Raw genomic sequence first — 15,466 nt, 5'->3', positions numbered from 1 at the left:
GCCCCTGCATCGACCCCCGGCGAATCGACTCCACCCCTCTCCCGTCGCGAGCTCCGCGAGCGCGAGCGCGCTCTGGCCCTCGCCTCCGACGTCTCGCTGGCGAGCGGCTCCGACGACCTCCTCGCGGCTCCGACGCCGGAGCAGCTGCGCGAGGCGGAGCGCCGCGTCGCCTCGGTCCGCAGCGCCCCTGCCCCCGTCCCCGCACCGCGCGCGACGCCGCTCCGGCCCGTGCGCCGGGCCCGGGTCGGCGGACTCGTCGCCCTCTCCTTCGTCGCGGCCATCGTGGCGGCGACCTCCCTGCCGGCCACGTCGCTCCTGACCGCGGAGGACGTGCAGGCGCAGAGCCTCTCGACCCCCTTCGGCGCCGACGCCCGCCGCGGCGCGCAGTCGTTCGTCGCCGGCGAGGTCAGCGCCGAGACGGTCGCCCGCGACGGCTTCGGCGTGCAGGAGCGCAAGACGCAGACCAACGTCGCCGACATCGTCCGCACCTCCGACACAGGCTTCACGAACGACCCGAACGCGTCGATCCAGTGGCCCTTCGCCGTCGGCGTGCCGGTGGGCGACCGCTTCGGCTACCGCAACTGCGCGGGCTGCTCGGTGAACCACGGCGGCACCGACTTCAACCCGGGCGACGGCTCGCCCATCCAGGCGATCGCCGACGGCGTCGTGCGCACGGTCATCGACGGCGAGGGCTCGCTCGGCGTGCACGTGATCGTCGACCACGAGATCGACGGGCAGCTCGTCTCGAGCGTGTACGCGCACATGCAGCACGGCTCGGCGGCCGTGAACGAGGGCGACCCGGTGAAGGTCGGCCAGCTGCTCGGCCTGGTGGGCACGACCGGCATGTCGACCGGCCCGCACCTGCACTTCGAGATCCGCCTCGACGGCGTGACGAAGGTCGACTCCTACCTCTGGCTCAAGGCCAACGCCGGGCGCTGACCCGGCGGCGGGACGCGGGAGTCGCCGGGCGGACCCCGCGGCCCGCTACTCCGCGCGCAGCCAGACCGTGGTGTCGGCCGGCAGCGCCGGCTCGTGCAGCTCCTCCGACGACAGCACCACGGAGCCGACGGGCAGCTCGACCGGAGCCTCGCCGAGGTTCGCGATCACCGTGACTGTTCCGTTGCGGAACGCCACGACGTCCTCCGGGTAGCCCTCGAGCCACTCGACGGCGCCGGAGCCCAGATCCTCGGCGCGGCGCACCGCGAGCAGGGACCGGTACAGCTCGAGCGTCGAGCCCTCGACACCGCGCTGGCGGTCGCGGGCGAGCGGCGCCCAGTCGCCGGGCTGCGGCAGCCAGGAGTCGCCGGTGCCGCTGAAGCCGTACGCGGGTGCGTCCGCCTCCCACGGGATCGGCACCCGGCAGCCGTCACGGCCGTAGCGCTCGCCGCCCGTGCGGAACCAGGTCGGGTCCTGACGCGCCGAGTCCGGCAGGTCGATCGCCTCGGGGAGCCCGAGCTCCTCGCCCTGGTAGACGTAGGCGGAGCCGGGGAGCGCGAGCATGAGGGCGGTCGCGGCACGAGCGCGGCGCAGCCCCAGGACGGGGTCGGGGAGTCCGGGGGTGCGCGGGCCGATGCCGTAGCCCTGCGGGTTGTCGGACGTCAGGGCCAGGCGGCTCGCGTGGCGCACGACGTCGTGGTTCGACAGCACCCACGTCGACGGGGCGCCGACGGCGGCGAAGGCCTCGACGGAGGAGTCGATGATGTCGCGGAGGGCGGGTGCGCTCCACGGGGTCTCGAGGTAGGCGAAGTTGAAGGCCTGGTGCATCTCGTCGGGGCGGACCCAGCGGGCGAGCTTGGAGAGGGGCTGCACCCACGCCTCGGCGCAGAGCACGCGGTCGTCCGGGTACTCGGCGAGCAGGGAGTGCCAGTCGCGGTAGATCTCGTGGACGCCGTCCTGCGCCCAGTAGGGGGCGGTGGCGGGCTCCTCGCCGTCGGCGGGAGCGACTCCGCCCATCGACCCGCTGTCGGCGGGCGGCGTGTAGTCGGGCAGCCCCTCGGCCTTGATCATCCCGTGCGCGACGTCGACGCGGAAGCCGTCGACGCCGCGGTCGAGCCAGAAGCGGAGGACCTCCCGGAAGCGCTCGCGCACCCACTCGTTCGTCCAGTCGAAGTCGGGCTGCGAGGTGTCGAAGAGGTGCAGGTACCACTGGCCGGCCGAGCCGTCGGGTTCCATGACGCGGGTCCACGCGGGGCCGCCGAAGACAGACTCCCAGTTGTTCGGGGGCAGCTCGCCCGACTCGCCCCGGCCGTCGCGGAACAGGTAGCGCGCCCGCTCGGCGCTGCCCGCGGGAGCGGCGAGCGCCTCCTGGAACCAGCGGTGGGCGCTGGAGGAGTGGTTGGGGACGAGGTCGACGATGATCCGGATGCCCAGGGCGTGAGCGCGGGCGAGCATCGCGTCGAAGTCGGCGAGGGTGCCGAAGAGCGGATCGACGTCGCAGTAGTCGGCGACGTCGTAGCCCGCGTCCTTCTGCGGCGAGGTCATGAAGGGCGAGAGCCAGATCGCGTCGACGCCGAGCTCGGCGAGGCTCTCGAGGCGCGAGGCGATGCCGGGCAGGTCGCCGATGCCGTCGCCGTCCGCGTCCGCGAAGGAGCGCGGGTAGATCTGGTAGATGACGGCGGTGCGCCACCACTCGGCTCCCCGGCGGTGCTCGGCCTCGGAGTTGGGGCCGGGGGAGTTCTCGGGCGCGCCGGAGAGAGCGGAGTCCAGGGTCATGGGGTCGAGTTTATCGGGCGGCTCAGGGGCGCCGGGGGCACGCCCTCCGCCGTCCCGTACAGTCGACGGGTGATCGATGAGACGCCGGACGAGGCCCGAGCCCGACGCCGACGGGCGCTGCTGTGGGTGGTGCCGCTGCTGGTGCTGCTGGTCGGCGGCCTGGTCGCCGTCACCCTCGCGATCGGCGGATTCGCGCTGCGCAGCATGACCGGCGCCTCCGCCGTGCAGCTCGTCCTCGTCGCCTAGGCGGTCGCGGCCGGGCCGTCCTCGTCCTCGGGCGGGGGCGCGGAGGAGGTGCGCGCCCGCTCCTCGGACGCGTGCGCGGTCTCGGGCCCGGTCGCGCGGGCCTGCTCGTCGGCGCGTGTGACCGCCTCCGCGAGCTCGTCGGCGACGAGGTACCCGGGAGAGACGGCCTCGGCCCGGTAGGCCGCCCGGCCGACCATGTGCGCCGAGACGGGCACGGTCAGCAGCTGGAAGCCGATCACCAGCACGATGGTCCCTGCGGCGGCGAAGCCGGGGTTCCGGATGGCGACCGCGAGCATCACGCAGATCAGTCCGAGCACCTGCGGCTTCGTGCCCGCGTGCATCCGGGAGAGCAGGTCGTCGAACCGCATCAAGCCGATCGCGGCCAGCAGCGAGAGCAGGGCGCCGACCAGCAGCAGCACAGCGGTGAGCACGTCGAAGAACAGGTCCATGTCAGTCCTCCTCGCGGTTGGCCATGAACTTGGCGACGCTGATCGATCCGAAGACGGCGAACAGCGCGAGCCCGAGCGCGACGGGCAGGGTCCGCGCGTGGTGGTTGACCGCCATCTCGGCGCCGATCCCGCAGATGATCGTCGCGACGAGCACGTCGGCCGCGACGACCCGGTCGAGCACGGACGGACCGCGGAGGATCCGCACGAGCGCGAGCAGGCAGGCGGCGCCGAAGACCGGCACCAGGATCCAGATCAGCCAGTCGATCACCGGACCACCCCCGATCCGGCCTCGATCGGCCGGTTCACGCGCTGCACGTCCTCGCGGGAGCCGATGGCCCGGACGATGCGCGCTTCCGTCCGGAGGACCGTCCGGCGCACCTCGTCGATCCGCTCGCCCTCGTCGTGGGTCACGCCGAGCACGTGCAGGTAGAGGACGTTCAGCTGCGGGTCCACGTCGATCACCAGGGAGCCGGGGACGAGCGAGACGGCCTCCGTCGTCCAGACGAGCATCCCCTCGGAGCGGCTGCGCAGGTGCACGGCGACGATGGCGTTGTGCACCGGGACGGGCAGGGTCAGGATCTGCCAGGACACCCGCACCGAGGCCACCGCGATGTCGGCCAGCAGGCGCAGGAGGAAGAGGAGCACGAACCACGGGTTGATGCGGTTCGAGAACTCGACCGGCGGCAGGTAGAACACCCGGGTGATCAGCAGGGCGACCAGGAAGCCGGTGACGATCGACAGCACCGAGACGTCGTCCCAGAGCAGCACCCAGATCCCGACGAGGGTCACGAACATCGCGACGCGGTTCCAGATGTCGACGCGGCGGCGGGGGCTCATCGCGGCCCCTCCTCTCCGAAGGTCGAGTCGCGGTAGACGGTCGCGATGTAGGTCGCGGGGTCGGCGACCGCGCTCGCCGCTCGCTCGCTCGCGTCGTAGAGGGGACCGGCGCCGACGGTCAGCACGACGCCGACCACGACCATCCCCGCGGTGGCGAGCACCATCATCGGCGGCGAGTGGCGGGTGCGGATGCTGCCCGTGTCGTGGGGGTCCTCCTGCAGCTGGTCGATCAGGGGCGACTCGTAGCCGGGCACCTCCTCCTGGCGGCGCCAGAAGACCATGTTCCAGACGCGCGCGACGGCGTAGAGGGTCAGGAGCGAGGTCACGGCCCCGGCGGCGATGACGGCCCAGATCAGCCACGACGGCTGGTCGACGGCCGACTCCGTGCCGGCGACGAAGAGCCCCACCTTGCCGAGGAAGCCGGTGAACGGCGGGATCCCGCCGAGGTTCATCGCGGGGATGAAGTAGAGCAGCGCCAGCAGCGGCGAGGCCTTGAGCAGCCCGCCGAGGCGCAGGATCGAGGTGGTGCCGCCGACGCGCTCGATCAGGCCGGTCGCGAGGAAGAGCGTCGTCTGCACCGTGATGTGGTGGATGACGTAGAAGATCGTCGCCGCGTAGCCGGCCGGGGTGCCCACGGCGATCCCGAAGACCATGTAGCCGATGTGCGAGACCAGCGTGAAGGACAGCATCCGCTTGATGTCGGCCTGCGCGACCGCACCGAGGATGCCGACGATCAGCGTCAGCAGCGCCACCACCAGCAGCACCTCGCTCAGCCTCCCTCCCGGGAAGAGCAGGGTCTCGGTGCGGATCAGCGCGTACACGCCGACTTTGGTGAGGAGTCCGGCGAAGACGGCGGTGACCGGCGCCGGAGCCGTGGGGTACGAGTCCGGGAGCCAGAACGACAGGGGGAAGACGGCCGCCTTGATGCCGAAACCGAGCAGCAGCACCACGTGGAGCACCAGCTGCACGTCGGCGGGGAGCTCGGCGATGCGGATCGAGAGCTGCGCCATGTTGACCGTGCCGGTGGCGCCGTAGAGCAGGCCGATGGCCGAGAGGAAGAACACGCTCGAGACCAGGCTGACGACCACGTAGGTCGTGCCGGCGCGGATCCGCGGCGCGGTGCCGCCCAGGGTGATCAGCACGTAGCTCGCGGCCAGCAGGATCTCGAAGCCGACGTAGAGGTTGAAGAGGTCGCCCGCGACGAAGGCGTTGAGGATGCCCGCCGAGAGGATCAGGTAGGTCGGGTGGAAGATCGTGACCGGCGTCTCGCGGTTGCCGTCGACGAGGCCCTGGCCGACCGAGAACAGCAGGACGCCCAGCAGGGTGATCGAGGTGATCACGAGCATCAGCGCGGCGAGCGGATCGACGACCAGCACGATGCCCCACGGCGGCTCCCAGCCGCCCACGTAGACGGCGCTGCCGCCTCCGTCGCCGGTGAGGACCAGCACGAGCATCACCGAGGAGATCACCAGCACGCTCGAGAGCGTCACGATGTTCACGGTGATCTGCGCGCGCCGGTGGCGTCCGAGGATCAGCGCAACGGCCGCTCCCAGGAGGGGGAGGGTGACGACGAGCGGGATCAGGGCGTTCATCGGTCCTCCTTCCTGTCGTCGGTCATGGCGCTCTCCCCGTGCTTGGCGGCGGTGCCCTCGTCGCTGGACTCGAGCAGGACGTCGAGCGCCCGGTCGTCGGCGGTGGTCTGGGCCGAGATGCCCGCCGCGTCCTCGCGGACGGAGGCGTCGGTCTCGTCGTCCTCCACCTGGTCGGCGTTGGCGAGGCGCCAGCGCCGGTAGATCATCGCGAGGAGGAAGGCGGACACCCCGAAGGTGATCACGATCGCGGTGAGGATCAGCGCCTGCGGCAGCGGGTCGGCCATCTCGGCGGCGATCTGCTCGTAGGAGCGCCCGTCGTCGGTGACGAACGGCGCGATGCCCGAGCGGCCGGCCATCAGCAGGATGAGGATGTTGGTCGCGTTCCCGACGAGCAGGAACCCGATCAGGATGCGGGTGAGGCTGCGCTCGAGCATCTGGTAGACGCCCGCCGCGTACATCACTGCCATCACGACGACGAGGACGAGGGTGATGCTCATGCGCCGTCCCCCCTGCCCGGTCCGCCGACGACCGTGGAGCCGGTGGGGAGCGAGGTCTCGAGCCCGTCGACCGTGCCCTGGCCGGGGCCGGGGGTGCTGTCCGTCGAGTGCGTGACGCCGTCGCCCGAGGGGGAGCCCTGCTCGGCCTCCTCGCCGTGGCGGTCGACCTCGCCGCCGAGGCTGCGGAGGATGTCGAGGGCGAGGCCGATCACGATCAGGTACACCCCGATGTCGAAGAGGGTGGACGTGCCCAGGTGGAGCTCGCCCAGCACCGGCACCTCGAGGTCGAGCCAGCTCGATTCGAGGACCTCGAGGCCGAAGGCGAGGGAGGAGACGGCCGTGCCGACGGCGAAGAAGAGGCCGAGTCCGAGGACCTTGCCCGCGTCGATCGGCGCGGCCTCGCCGAGCTCGAAGCGGCCGCCGGCGAGGTAGCGCGCGACGAGGGCGAGACCGGCGAGCAGGCCGCCCGCGAAGCCTCCGCCCGGGGTGTTGTGTCCGGTGAAGAGCAGGTAGACCGACACGATCATCGCGGGGTGGAAGAGCAGGCGCACCAGCACCTCGAGCACGATCGAGCGGTTCTCCGGCCGGAGCGTGCGCCCGGCGACGAGCCAGGAGCCGCGGTCGCCGTCGCGCTCGGCGTCGGCGGAGGAGGTGGTCAGGTCCATCGCGCGCTCGCGGCGGTCGTCGGCGCTCTGCGACTCGAGGCGGGGAGCGCCTCCGGCCCGGCTGGAGAGGAAGATCAGGCTCGCGACGCCGGTGGCGACCACGACGAGGACCGAGATCTCGCCCATCGTGTCCCAGGCGCGGATGTCGACGAGCAGGACGTTGACGATGTTGCGGCCCTTGCCCTCCTCGTAGGCGAGGCGGGGCAGCTCGGCCGAGATCGGCGTCGCGGTCCGGGCGCCGAGGGCGATGGTGGCGGCGAGGGCCATGACCGCTCCGACCGCGATGCCGATGACGGCGCGCAGGCGCTTGCGCATCGGCTGGTGCTTCGCGGCGATGCGGGTCGGGAGGCGGCGCAGCACCAGGACGAAGACCACGAGGGTCACCGTCTCGATGAGCGCCTGGGTGAGGGCGAGGTCCGGTGCACCCTGCAGGGCGAAGAGGGCCACCATCCCGTAGCCGGTGGCGCCGGCCAGCAGCACGGCGGCGACGCGGTTGCGGGCGATCGCGCACAGCACCGCCGCGAGGATCATCACGGCCGCGACCGCGAGCTGGCCCGGGCTGTCCCAGAAGACGAGATCGCCCGGCCAGGTGCGGTTGAGGGCGGCCGCACCGCCGACGCCGAGGACGAAGACCGCGAAGATCACCGTCAGGTAGCGGGGGAGCGAGCCGCGCTGGACGGACTCGGTGACCGTGCTGGCGACACGGTCGAGCCAGCGGACGGTGGCCCAGTAGCCCTCGGCGGAGTCGATCCGGTTGGGCAGCATCGACTGGGCGCGCGCGACGGCGACGCGCTTGGCGAAGAGCAGGAGTCCCACGGCGATCACGAGGGCGCTGAGTGCCAGCGCGGGCTCGAAGCCGTGCCAGAGCGCGAGGTGGTAGCCGCCGTGGTCGGAGGCCTCCGCGGCGGCGGCGAGCTCCGGGTCGGCGTCCGGGGCGGCGTAGGGGAGGGTGTCCGCGTAGACGGCGACGAGCGGGTCGAGCACGGAGGCGGCGATCCCGCCGATCATGCTGGCGGCGGCCAGCAGTACCGGGGCGGCGGTGAAGGTCCACGGCTCGGCGTGCAGGTGCGTGTCCTCGAGCCCCTTCTTCCGGGCGAAGGCGCCCCAGAAGAAGCGCGCGGAGTAGGCCACGGTGAGGATCGAGCCGAGGACGAGGCCGACCAGCGCGACCCAGGCCCAGAACGAGCCCTGCTCGATCGCCGAGATCAGGCTCGTGAACACGGCCTCCTTGGCGACGAAGCCCAGCAGCGGCGGGATGCCCGCCATCGACAGCACGCCGACGAGGGCGGCGCCCGCGAGCACCGGCGCCTGCCGTCCCAGGCCGCTGAGCTTGCGGAGGTCGCGCGTGCCGGCGCGGTGGTCGACGATGCCGACGGTGAGGAAGAGCAGCGCCTTGAAGAGGGCGTGGGCGACGAGCAGGGTCAGTCCGGCCAGCGCGGCGTCGCGCGAGCCGAAGCCGACGGCGACGGTCAGGAAGCCGAGCTGGCTGACGGTGCCGTAGGCCAGCACGAGCTTGAGGTCGTACTGCCGGAGCGAGCGCCAGCCGCCGACGAGCATGGTCCAGACTCCGACGCTCACCACCACGGGCAGCCAGACGGAGTCGTCGGCGAAGCCCGGCGCGAGGCGCGCGACGAGGTAGATGCCCGCCTTCACCATCGCGGCGGCGTGCAGGTAGGCGCTGACCGGCGTGGGAGCGGCCATCGCGGCCGGCAGCCAGAAGTGGAACGGCACCAGGGCGGACTTCGAGAACGCGCCGAGCAGTACGAGCACCAGCGCCGTCGACACGATCGGGCCGGAGGGGGCGGCGGCGACGATCCCGGAGAGGCTGGTGGTACCGGCCTGCACGATCAGGACGATGATCCCGACCAGCATCGCCAGCCCGCCGAGAGTCGTGACCAGGAGCGCCTGGAGCCCGGCGCCCCGGCTCTCCTTGCGCCCGCTGTAGTGGCCGATGAGGAGGTAGGAGAGGACGCTCGTCGCCTCCCAGAAGACGAAGAGGATGATCACGTCGTCGGCCGTGACCAGCCCGTACATCACTCCGGCGAACGCGGACAGGAGCGCTGCGAACCGGCCCAGCGAGGGCTCGTCGCGGCTGAAGTACGTCGCGCAGTAGGCGAGGACCAGGGCGCCGACTCCGCTGACCACGAGGGCGAGGACGATCGAGAGCGCGTCCAGGCGGAAGGAGAGGGCGATGTCGAGCGCGGGGATCCACGGCACGGACTCGCGGATCTCGCCGCCGTCGAGGATCGTCGGCAGGGCGGTTGCGGTGGCGACGAAGCTCGCGGCCGGGATCAGCGCCAGCGCGTAGAACGTCTTCGGCCCGAACCGGTCCACCAGCCAGGGGGTCACCACGGCGATCGCGAACGAGATCACGAGGATGAGGAGCATCACATGTTCCTCCCAAGGTGTACCCAGCGCATAAGTCGGTCAAGAATATCGGAGCGCCCTCCCGCGGAACCTGAGTGCGCGGAGGCTTGACGGCCCCGTCGTGATCCGCCAGGGCCCTACCGTGGGGAGCATGGCCCGCTCGCTCCTCCCCGACCAGCTCTGCCGACTCCGCGTCCACGACCTCGCGACGGGGGAGTCGACGACCGTCTTCGAGTCCGACTCCGTCCTCGTGGAGGCGCCGAACTGGACTCCGGACGGCTCCGCCCTGATCGTGAACGGCGACGGCGGCCTCTTCCGACTGCCGCTCGAGGGGACGCCCGTGCTCGAGCCGATCCCGCTCGACGGGGTGCCGGCCGAGCTCAACAACGACCACGTGCTCGCCCCGTCCGGCGGGCTCGCCTACGTCTCGGCGCGCGACGGGCACCTGTACGCGGTCGAGCTCGACGGCTCCGCCCCCGCCCGCCGCCTGACCGCCGAGCGCGAGGGCGCGCGCTTCAAGCACTACCTGCACGGCGTCTCGCCCGACGGCGCGACCCTCGCGCTGATCGGCGGCGGCGACGCCTCCGGGCGGTGGCGGACCGACGTGTACACGATGCCGGCCGGAGGAGGCGCGCTCACCGCCCTGACCGACGACGAGCCGGCGGACGACGGCGTCGACGTCTCGGCCGACGGCCGCACCCTCGTCTTCAACTCCGAGCGGGCCGGAGGAGGTGCGCAGCTGTTCCGGATCGGCCTCGACGGCTCCGCGCTCTCCCGCCTGGTCGAGTCGGACACGGTCGACTGGTTCCCGCACGAGTCGCCCGACGGCGCTCACCTGCTCTACCTCGCCTATCCGGAGGGGACGGCCGGGCACCCCGAGAACGTCGACGTCGAGCTGCGGCTGCTCGACCTCCCCGGGCGCGCGACGCTCGAGCCCGGCCGCGTGCTGGAGCGCCTCCACGGCGGGCAGGGGACGATCAACGTCTCCGGCTGGGCGCCGGACTCGACGCGCTTCGCCTACGCCGACTACCCGCGGCGCTGAGAGCCTGAGTCCTTGCCGCGCATGCGCGGGAGGGGGATCGATCACGGCGGGGAGCGGGTCTTGAATCGGGGGATGAGCATCGACAGCGCAGCATCCTCCTCCGTCACCCGCTCGCCGCTCGGCGACTCCGGCATCGACGTCTTCCCGCTCTCGCTCGGCGGCAACGTCTTCGGCTGGACCGCGGGGCGGCAGACCTCCTTCGACGTCCTCGACGGCTACACGGCTGCGGGCGGCGACTTCATCGACACCGCCGACGCCTACTCCGCCTGGGTCCCGGGCAACACGGGCGGCGAGTCCGAGACGATCATCGGCGAGTGGCTTGCGCAGCGCTCGGGGGACCGGGACGACGTGGTGATCGCGACGAAGGCGGGCCGCCACCCGCAGTTCACCGGCCTCGCGCCCGACACCGTGCGCGCGGCCGCCTGCGCCTCCCTCGAGCGCCTCGCGACCGACCGGATCGACCTCTACTACGCCCACTTCGACGACGAGGCCGTGCCGATGGCCGACATCGCCGCCGTGTTCTCGGAGCTCGTGGACCAGGGCCTGGTCCGCGCGATCGGAGTGTCGAACTTCAGCGCCGAGCGCGTCGCGGAGTGGCTGCGCATCGCGGGCGAGGAGGGCCTGCACGCGCCCGTCGCGCTGCAGCCGCACTACAACCTCGTGGAGCGCGGGATCGAGGCCGACCTGCTGCCCCTCGCCCGCGAGGCGGGGCTGGCCGTCGTCCCCTACTCCGCCCTGGCGTCGGGCTTCCTGACCGGCAAGTACCGCGACGGATCGACGCCCGAGGGTCCGCGCGCCGACGGTGCCTCCCGCTACCTCGACGGTCGCGGCCGCCGGGTGCTGGCGGCGCTCGATGCGGCGGCGGAGGCGCACGGCGCCGAGGTGGCGACGGTGGCGCTCGCCTGGCTCCGCTCGCAGCCCGGAGTGGTCGCGCCGATCGCCAGCGCCCGCGTGATGGAGCAGCTGCCGGCGCTGATCGCCTCGGCCTCCCTCGAGTTGAGCGCCGAGGAGCTCGCCGCGCTCGACGAGGCGAGCCGGGCGTAGCCGCAGACGGGCGGCCGCGGGGGCGCGCCCCCCGCGGTCATCGACGCTCCGCGGAGGTGCTATCGTCTAACGGTGCCAAATCGCGGGCACGCCCCGAGAGGGGCTGTCAGACCCGCAGGTGCGCCCCCTTAGCTCATTGGTAGAGCACTTCCTTGGTAAGGAAGAGGTAGTGGGTCCGATTCCCACAGGGGGCTCCGTTCCCCGCAGGCCAGACCTGCGAAGAACGCGCGGCGGGGTAGCTCAGGTGGTTAGAGCACACGGCTCATAATCGTGGTGTCGCGGGTTCAAGTCCCGCTCCCGCTACAGCGAGAAGGCCCCGGTTCGCGCGTCGAGCCGGGGCCTTCGGCGTTCCTGTCGCGCTCCGCTGCGGTCGGCTCCGGAGCGGAGCGCCGTGATCGTGCCGCCGGGCCGGACTCTCAGAGCCAGCCGTTGCGCTCCGCGATCCGGAGGGCGTCGGCCCGGTTGCGGGCGCCCGTCTTGCCGATCACCGCCGAGAGGTGGTTCCGCACGGTCCCCGGCGAGAGGTGCAGCATCCGGGCGAGATCGGCGATCGAGCCTCCGGTGCGCGCGGCGGCGAGCACGTCGGCCTCCCGCTCGGTCAGGGGCGTGCCTCCCTGCGCCAGCGACTCCGCAGCGAGCGCGGGATCGACCACGCGCAGCCCCTGACCGACCCTCCGCACGGCGTCCGCCAGCTGAGCCGAGGGCGTGTCCTTGACCACGAAGCCCGACGCCCCCGCCTGCATCGCGCGGCTGAGGTAGCCGGGACGGCCGAAGGTCGTCACGATCAGCACGCGGCAGGCCGGCAGCGCCTCGCGGAGGAGCGCGGCGGCGGCGATCCCGTCCAGCCCCGGCATCTCGATGTCCAGCAGCGCGACGTCCGGCGTCGAGGCGAGCGCCGCGGCGACCACCTCGTCCCCGCGGCCGACCTCCGCCACCACGTCGATGTCGGACTCCAGCGAGAGCAGGGCGGCGAGTGCGCCCCGCACCAGCGCCTGGTCGTCGGCGATCAGGAGGCGCAGAGCGCTCACCGTCCGCCTCCGGGGAGGGTAGCCGCCAGGCGGAAGCCCCCGAGCTCGCTCGTCCCGACCGAGAGCCGGCCGCCCGCTGCCTCGACCCGCTCGCGGAGCCCGGCCAGTCCGGTCGAACCCGCTGCTCCCGGCTGCGGACCCACTCCGTCGTCCGCGATCTCGACCTCGCAGGCGGTGAGGCGGATCCGGCAGCGCGAGGCGCTCGAATGGCGGACGACGTTCGTCGCTCCTTCGCGGATCACCCACCCCACCAGCTCGCGATGCTGCGGGAGCACGGTGTCGGTGGAGGAGGGCAGGTCGGCGGAGATCCCCGCCGCGGCGAGAGCGCCGCGCGCGGCGGCCAGCGCTCCGCTCGCGGTCGTGGCCCGGAAGCCGGACACGGTCGCGCGGACGTCGGCGAGAGCGCCCCGCGCGAGCGACTCCACGTCCGCGATCTCGGCCCGCGCCCGCTCCGGGTCGGCGTCGAGGAGGCGCCCGGCCAGCTCCGACTTCACGGTGATCACCGTCAGCGAATGGCCCAGGATGTCGTGGATGTCGCGGGCGACCCGGCTCCGCTCGCGCTCGGCCGTCAGGACCTCCAGCTCGGCGCGGGTGTCGCGGAGCTGGTTGACGGTGGCGATCGTGCGCGCGAAGGTGGCCATCATCAGGGAGATGGAGAGGATGATCACCGGCACCACGAAGGCGGTCTCGGTGACGCCGTCGCTCTCGAGGCGGACGGCGAGCGTCACGGAGGCGAGGGCTCCGATCAGGGTGGCCGTGAGGCGCCAGGTGAACACGCACATGCCGACCAGGACTCCGACGTAGGTCCAGAGCCCCGTCACGTCCCGCCCTAGCCAGGGGAGGAGGGTGAAGGAGAAGGCGAGCAGTCCGAGGCAGATCAGCAGCCGGCCCCGCGTCGCGAGGGTCCAGGCGAGCGGCGGTGCGACGAGGAATCCGGCGCTGAAAGCGGCGATGAGGGCGACGCCGACGACGCGGCGGGGCCACTCCGGATCGTCGAGGACCGACGGCACGGTCGAGTACACCCAGAAGAGCGAGAAGACCGCTCCCGCGTACCAGCGCAGCGCACGCGGGGTCCAGAGAGCCGCGCGCAGGGTCGCTCCCGGGTCGGCGCCCGCCGCGGCCGGGCGGATCGGCCACCCTGTCTCGCCGTGCCCGGAGGCGGTGGTGCTGCTCACGCGCTCACCCTAGGACGGAGCCGACCGCGGTGGCGCATCCGTCACACCCGCTTCGTGTCGCGGCGGAAGAAGAACACCGTCCCGCCGAGGAGCAGACCGAGCCACACGAGTGCGTCGACCAGAGCGCCGAGGTCGAACCCCTCGCCGGTCAGCGGCGCTCGCGCGAGCTCGCTGATCCCGTAGACCGGCGTCAGGGCGGCGATGCTCTGCAGGAATCCGGGCATGCTGCTCACCGGGTAGAAGAGGCCGCCCAGGAACGCGAGGACCACGATGACCAGGCTCGTGATCTGTGCCGCGTTCTCGCCCGGCACCATGTAGCCCACCATGAGGCCGAGCGTCGTGAAGACGGCGCTCGCGAGCAGCCAGCCCGTCAGTCCGGTCGCGACCCACTGCACCGCCGAGAGCTCGATGCCGCTGGCGGCGCCGACCGCATAGGTGGCGACGACGGCGAGCAGGCCCAGCGCCATCCCGGCGATCATCTTGATCAGAACGTTGACCACGGGGTTCAGCGGGGTGAGCCGCAGCTGCCGGCTCCAGCCCTGCGCGCGCTCCACGGCGACGGCCGCCCCGGTCTGCGTGGCCGACATCATCGCTCCGTACATCGCCATCGACACCATGATGAAGGCCGCGATCGAGACGCCGCCCGCCGCGATCGGAGTCGCGGTCACCGGCTCGTCGCGGAGCGGGTACCCGACGATGAAGAACATCAGGACCGGGAAGAGGAGGGTGAAGAAGAGGGTCCGCCGGTTCCGCAGCCGCCGCAGGATCTCGATGCGCAGGTAGGTCGTGGTGAAGCCGCCGAGCGCCGGCGAGCGGCGGTCGAGGCGGACGCGGTCGGCGGCGGGGGTCGTGGCGGTCATGCGGAGGCTCCTTCGGAGGTGAGGGCGAGGAAGACGCTCTCGAGGTTCTGGGCGGTGATCTCGACGTCGCGGGCACCGGTGCGGGTGAGCAGGTGGCGGGCGAGGGCGTCGGAGTCGTCGGTGTGCACCGTGATCCGGTCGCCCTGGGCCTCGACGCTGGAGACCCGGGGGAGCGCGGCGAGGGCGGCGAGGTCGGCGCCGGGCAGGGTCGCGTGGACGATCCGGCCGGAGACGAGGTTCTTGATGCTGCTCGTGGTCCCGTCGGCGACGATCCGGCCTCGGCTCATCAGGACGATGCGGTCGGCGTACTCGTCCGCCTCCTCGAGGTAGTGCGTGGCGAAGAGGACGGTGCGCCCGCGTGCCGCGTCGGTGCGGATGGCCTGCCAGAACGCGCGGCGCCCCTCGACGTCCATGCCGGTGGTCGGCTCGTCGAGCAGGAGCAGGCCGGGGTCCGACAGCAGCGCCATCGCGAACCGGAGCCGCTGCTGCTGACCGCCGGAGCACAGTCCCACGCGGCGGGAGGCGAGGTCGGCGATCCCCGCGCGCTCCATCACCTCGTCGATCGGCCGGGTGTCCGCGAAGAGGCTCGCGGTCAGCTCCAGTGTCTCGTGGACGCTGAGGTCCTTCAGCAGGCCGCCGGTCTGCAGGACGGCCGAGACGAGCCCGTGCGCGATCGCCGTGCGCGGCGAGCGTCCGAACACCGTGACCTCGCCGGTGTCAGGGGCCGAGAGGCCCAGGAGCATGTCGAGGGTCGTGGTCTTGCCCGCGCCGTTGGGACCGAGGAAGGCGACGATCTCGCCGGGCCGGACGGTGAGGTCCACTCCGGCGACGGCGGCGACGGAGCCGAAGCTCTTGGTGAGGGCGGTCGCCTGCACGGCGAGGTCGGTCGAGGTCATGCCCTCAGCCTGTCGAGAGGGTCGCCGCAGTGCCTCGCTCCTCTGTCACCGAGGTG

At 72.5% G+C, this 15,466-nt stretch carries 15 protein-coding genes and 2 tRNA genes; 6 read left to right on the top strand and 11 right to left on the bottom strand.

The window, feature by feature from the left end:
* The coding region (locus C5C63_RS17530; RefSeq protein ID WP_104326176.1) for a M23 family metallopeptidase at window positions 1-939 on the top strand (939 nt) is incomplete at its 5' end.
* A 45-nt stretch (window positions 940-984) separates the two neighbouring features.
* Here the strand turns inward: C5C63_RS17530 and C5C63_RS12695 are convergent.
* On the bottom strand, window positions 985-2,712 hold the full coding sequence (locus tag C5C63_RS12695; RefSeq protein WP_104326175.1) for a glycoside hydrolase family 13 protein: 1,728 nt from the start codon (window positions 2,710-2,712) through the stop codon (window positions 985-987).
* A 69-nt stretch (window positions 2,713-2,781) separates the two neighbouring features.
* Here C5C63_RS12695 and C5C63_RS17105 point away from each other — a divergent pair, with 69 nt between their 5' ends.
* Window positions 2,782-2,958, top strand: coding sequence for a hypothetical protein (locus tag C5C63_RS17105; RefSeq protein ID WP_159939698.1), 177 nt, complete (start codon window positions 2,782-2,784; stop codon window positions 2,956-2,958).
* On the opposite strand, the gene mnhG is transcribed toward C5C63_RS17105, so the two are convergent.
* Genes mnhG through C5C63_RS12665 form a run of 6 tightly spaced genes read right to left on the bottom strand, consistent with a single transcriptional unit; the run spans window position 2,955 to window position 9,386 of the window.
* The gene (gene mnhG / locus C5C63_RS12690) at window positions 2,955-3,407 is read right to left on the bottom strand and encodes a monovalent cation/H(+) antiporter subunit G (protein WP_244229587.1); all 453 of its coding nucleotides are present in this window, start codon (window positions 3,405-3,407) and stop codon (window positions 2,955-2,957) included. The genes C5C63_RS17105 and mnhG overlap by 4 nt on opposite strands.
* A 1-nt stretch (window position 3,408) precedes the next feature.
* Complete coding sequence (locus tag C5C63_RS12685) at window positions 3,409-3,675, bottom strand: monovalent cation/H+ antiporter complex subunit F (protein ID WP_308470711.1); 267 nt, start codon at window positions 3,673-3,675, stop codon at window positions 3,409-3,411.
* Window positions 3,672-4,244, bottom strand: coding sequence for a Na+/H+ antiporter subunit E (locus tag C5C63_RS12680; protein WP_104234245.1), 573 nt, complete (start codon window positions 4,242-4,244; stop codon window positions 3,672-3,674). The genes C5C63_RS12685 and C5C63_RS12680 overlap by 4 nt, the downstream gene beginning before the upstream one ends.
* Window positions 4,241-5,836: a Na+/H+ antiporter subunit D gene (locus tag C5C63_RS12675; RefSeq protein ID WP_104326174.1), complete on the bottom strand. Its 1,596-nt coding sequence runs from the start codon at window positions 5,834-5,836 to the stop codon at window positions 4,241-4,243. Before C5C63_RS12675 ends, C5C63_RS12680 begins: the two co-directional genes overlap by 4 nt.
* Window positions 5,833-6,333, bottom strand: a complete 501-nt coding sequence (locus tag C5C63_RS12670; RefSeq protein WP_104223614.1) for a Na(+)/H(+) antiporter subunit C — start codon at window positions 6,331-6,333, stop codon at window positions 5,833-5,835. The genes C5C63_RS12675 and C5C63_RS12670 overlap by 4 nt, the downstream gene beginning before the upstream one ends.
* Window positions 6,330-9,386, bottom strand: a complete 3,057-nt coding sequence (locus C5C63_RS12665; RefSeq protein ID WP_104260451.1) for a Na+/H+ antiporter subunit A — start codon at window positions 9,384-9,386, stop codon at window positions 6,330-6,332. Before C5C63_RS12665 ends, C5C63_RS12670 begins: the two co-directional genes overlap by 4 nt.
* A gap of 130 nt (window positions 9,387-9,516) precedes the next feature.
* Between C5C63_RS12665 and C5C63_RS12660 the strand changes: the two genes are divergently transcribed.
* The 4 genes from C5C63_RS12660 to C5C63_RS12645 all read left to right on the top strand — a co-directional run bounded on the left by C5C63_RS12660 (window position 9,517) and on the right by C5C63_RS12645 (window position 11,754).
* Window positions 9,517-10,407, top strand: coding sequence for a PD40 domain-containing protein (locus C5C63_RS12660; protein ID WP_104326173.1), 891 nt, complete (start codon window positions 9,517-9,519; stop codon window positions 10,405-10,407).
* Between the two features lie 72 nt (window positions 10,408-10,479).
* Window positions 10,480-11,451, top strand: coding sequence for an aldo/keto reductase (locus C5C63_RS12655; protein ID WP_104326172.1), 972 nt, complete (start codon window positions 10,480-10,482; stop codon window positions 11,449-11,451).
* Window positions 11,452-11,573: 122 nt separating this feature from the next.
* Window positions 11,574-11,645 (top strand) — tRNA-Thr (locus C5C63_RS12650).
* Window positions 11,646-11,680: 35 nt separating this feature from the next.
* Window positions 11,681-11,754, top strand: a tRNA-Met gene (locus tag C5C63_RS12645).
* 113 nt (window positions 11,755-11,867) lie between these two features.
* On the opposite strand, the gene C5C63_RS12640 is transcribed toward C5C63_RS12645, so the two are convergent.
* The 4 genes from C5C63_RS12640 to C5C63_RS12625 are packed head-to-tail and all read right to left on the bottom strand — an operon-like array spanning window position 11,868 to window position 15,410.
* Window positions 11,868-12,479, bottom strand: a complete 612-nt coding sequence (locus tag C5C63_RS12640) for a response regulator (RefSeq protein ID WP_181074522.1) — start codon at window positions 12,477-12,479, stop codon at window positions 11,868-11,870.
* The gene (locus tag C5C63_RS12635) at window positions 12,476-13,654 is read right to left on the bottom strand and encodes a sensor histidine kinase (protein WP_104326171.1); all 1,179 of its coding nucleotides are present in this window, start codon (window positions 13,652-13,654) and stop codon (window positions 12,476-12,478) included. The genes C5C63_RS12640 and C5C63_RS12635 overlap by 4 nt, the downstream gene beginning before the upstream one ends.
* A 41-nt stretch (window positions 13,655-13,695) precedes the next feature.
* Complete coding sequence (locus C5C63_RS12630) at window positions 13,696-14,514, bottom strand: ABC transporter permease (RefSeq protein ID WP_104326170.1); 819 nt, start codon at window positions 14,512-14,514, stop codon at window positions 13,696-13,698.
* A complete protein-coding gene (locus C5C63_RS12625; protein WP_104326169.1) occupies window positions 14,511-15,410 on the bottom strand; it encodes an ABC transporter ATP-binding protein in 900 nt (299 codons plus the stop codon). The genes C5C63_RS12630 and C5C63_RS12625 overlap by 4 nt, the downstream gene beginning before the upstream one ends.
* Window positions 15,411-15,466: the final 56 nt, after the last annotated feature.

Source organism: Rathayibacter sp. AY1B8, from assembly GCF_002932775.1.
Classification (GTDB): domain Bacteria; phylum Actinomycetota; class Actinomycetes; order Actinomycetales; family Microbacteriaceae; genus Rathayibacter.
The sequence above is the reverse complement of the archived record's forward strand: the minus strand, read 5'-3'. Positions and strand labels throughout refer to the sequence as shown.

Excerpts from the sequence above, each read along its gene's own strand:
- C5C63_RS12655 (WP_104326172.1), top strand. The coding sequence starts at position 10,480 with ATGAGCATCGACAGCGCAGCATCCTCCTCCGTCACCCGCTCGCCGCTC.
- C5C63_RS12665 (WP_104260451.1), bottom strand. The coding sequence starts at position 9,386 with ATGCTCCTCATCCTCGTGATCTCGTTCGCGATCGCCGTGGTGACCCCC.
- C5C63_RS12670 (WP_104223614.1), bottom strand. The coding sequence starts at position 6,333 with ATGAGCATCACCCTCGTCCTCGTCGTCGTGATGGCAGTGATGTACGCG.
- C5C63_RS12625 (WP_104326169.1), bottom strand. The coding sequence starts at position 15,410 with ATGACCTCGACCGACCTCGCCGTGCAGGCGACCGCCCTCACCAAGAGC.
- C5C63_RS12680 (WP_104234245.1), bottom strand. The coding sequence starts at position 4,244 with ATGAGCCCCCGCCGCCGCGTCGACATCTGGAACCGCGTCGCGATGTTC.
- mnhG (WP_244229587.1), bottom strand. The coding sequence starts at position 3,407 with ATGGACCTGTTCTTCGACGTGCTCACCGCTGTGCTGCTGCTGGTCGGC.
- C5C63_RS12695 (WP_104326175.1), bottom strand. The coding sequence starts at position 2,712 with ATGACCCTGGACTCCGCTCTCTCCGGCGCGCCCGAGAACTCCCCCGGC.
- C5C63_RS12675 (WP_104326174.1), bottom strand. The coding sequence starts at position 5,836 with ATGAACGCCCTGATCCCGCTCGTCGTCACCCTCCCCCTCCTGGGAGCG.
- C5C63_RS12660 (WP_104326173.1), top strand. The coding sequence starts at position 9,517 with ATGGCCCGCTCGCTCCTCCCCGACCAGCTCTGCCGACTCCGCGTCCAC.
- C5C63_RS12630 (WP_104326170.1), bottom strand. The coding sequence starts at position 14,514 with ATGACCGCCACGACCCCCGCCGCCGACCGCGTCCGCCTCGACCGCCGC.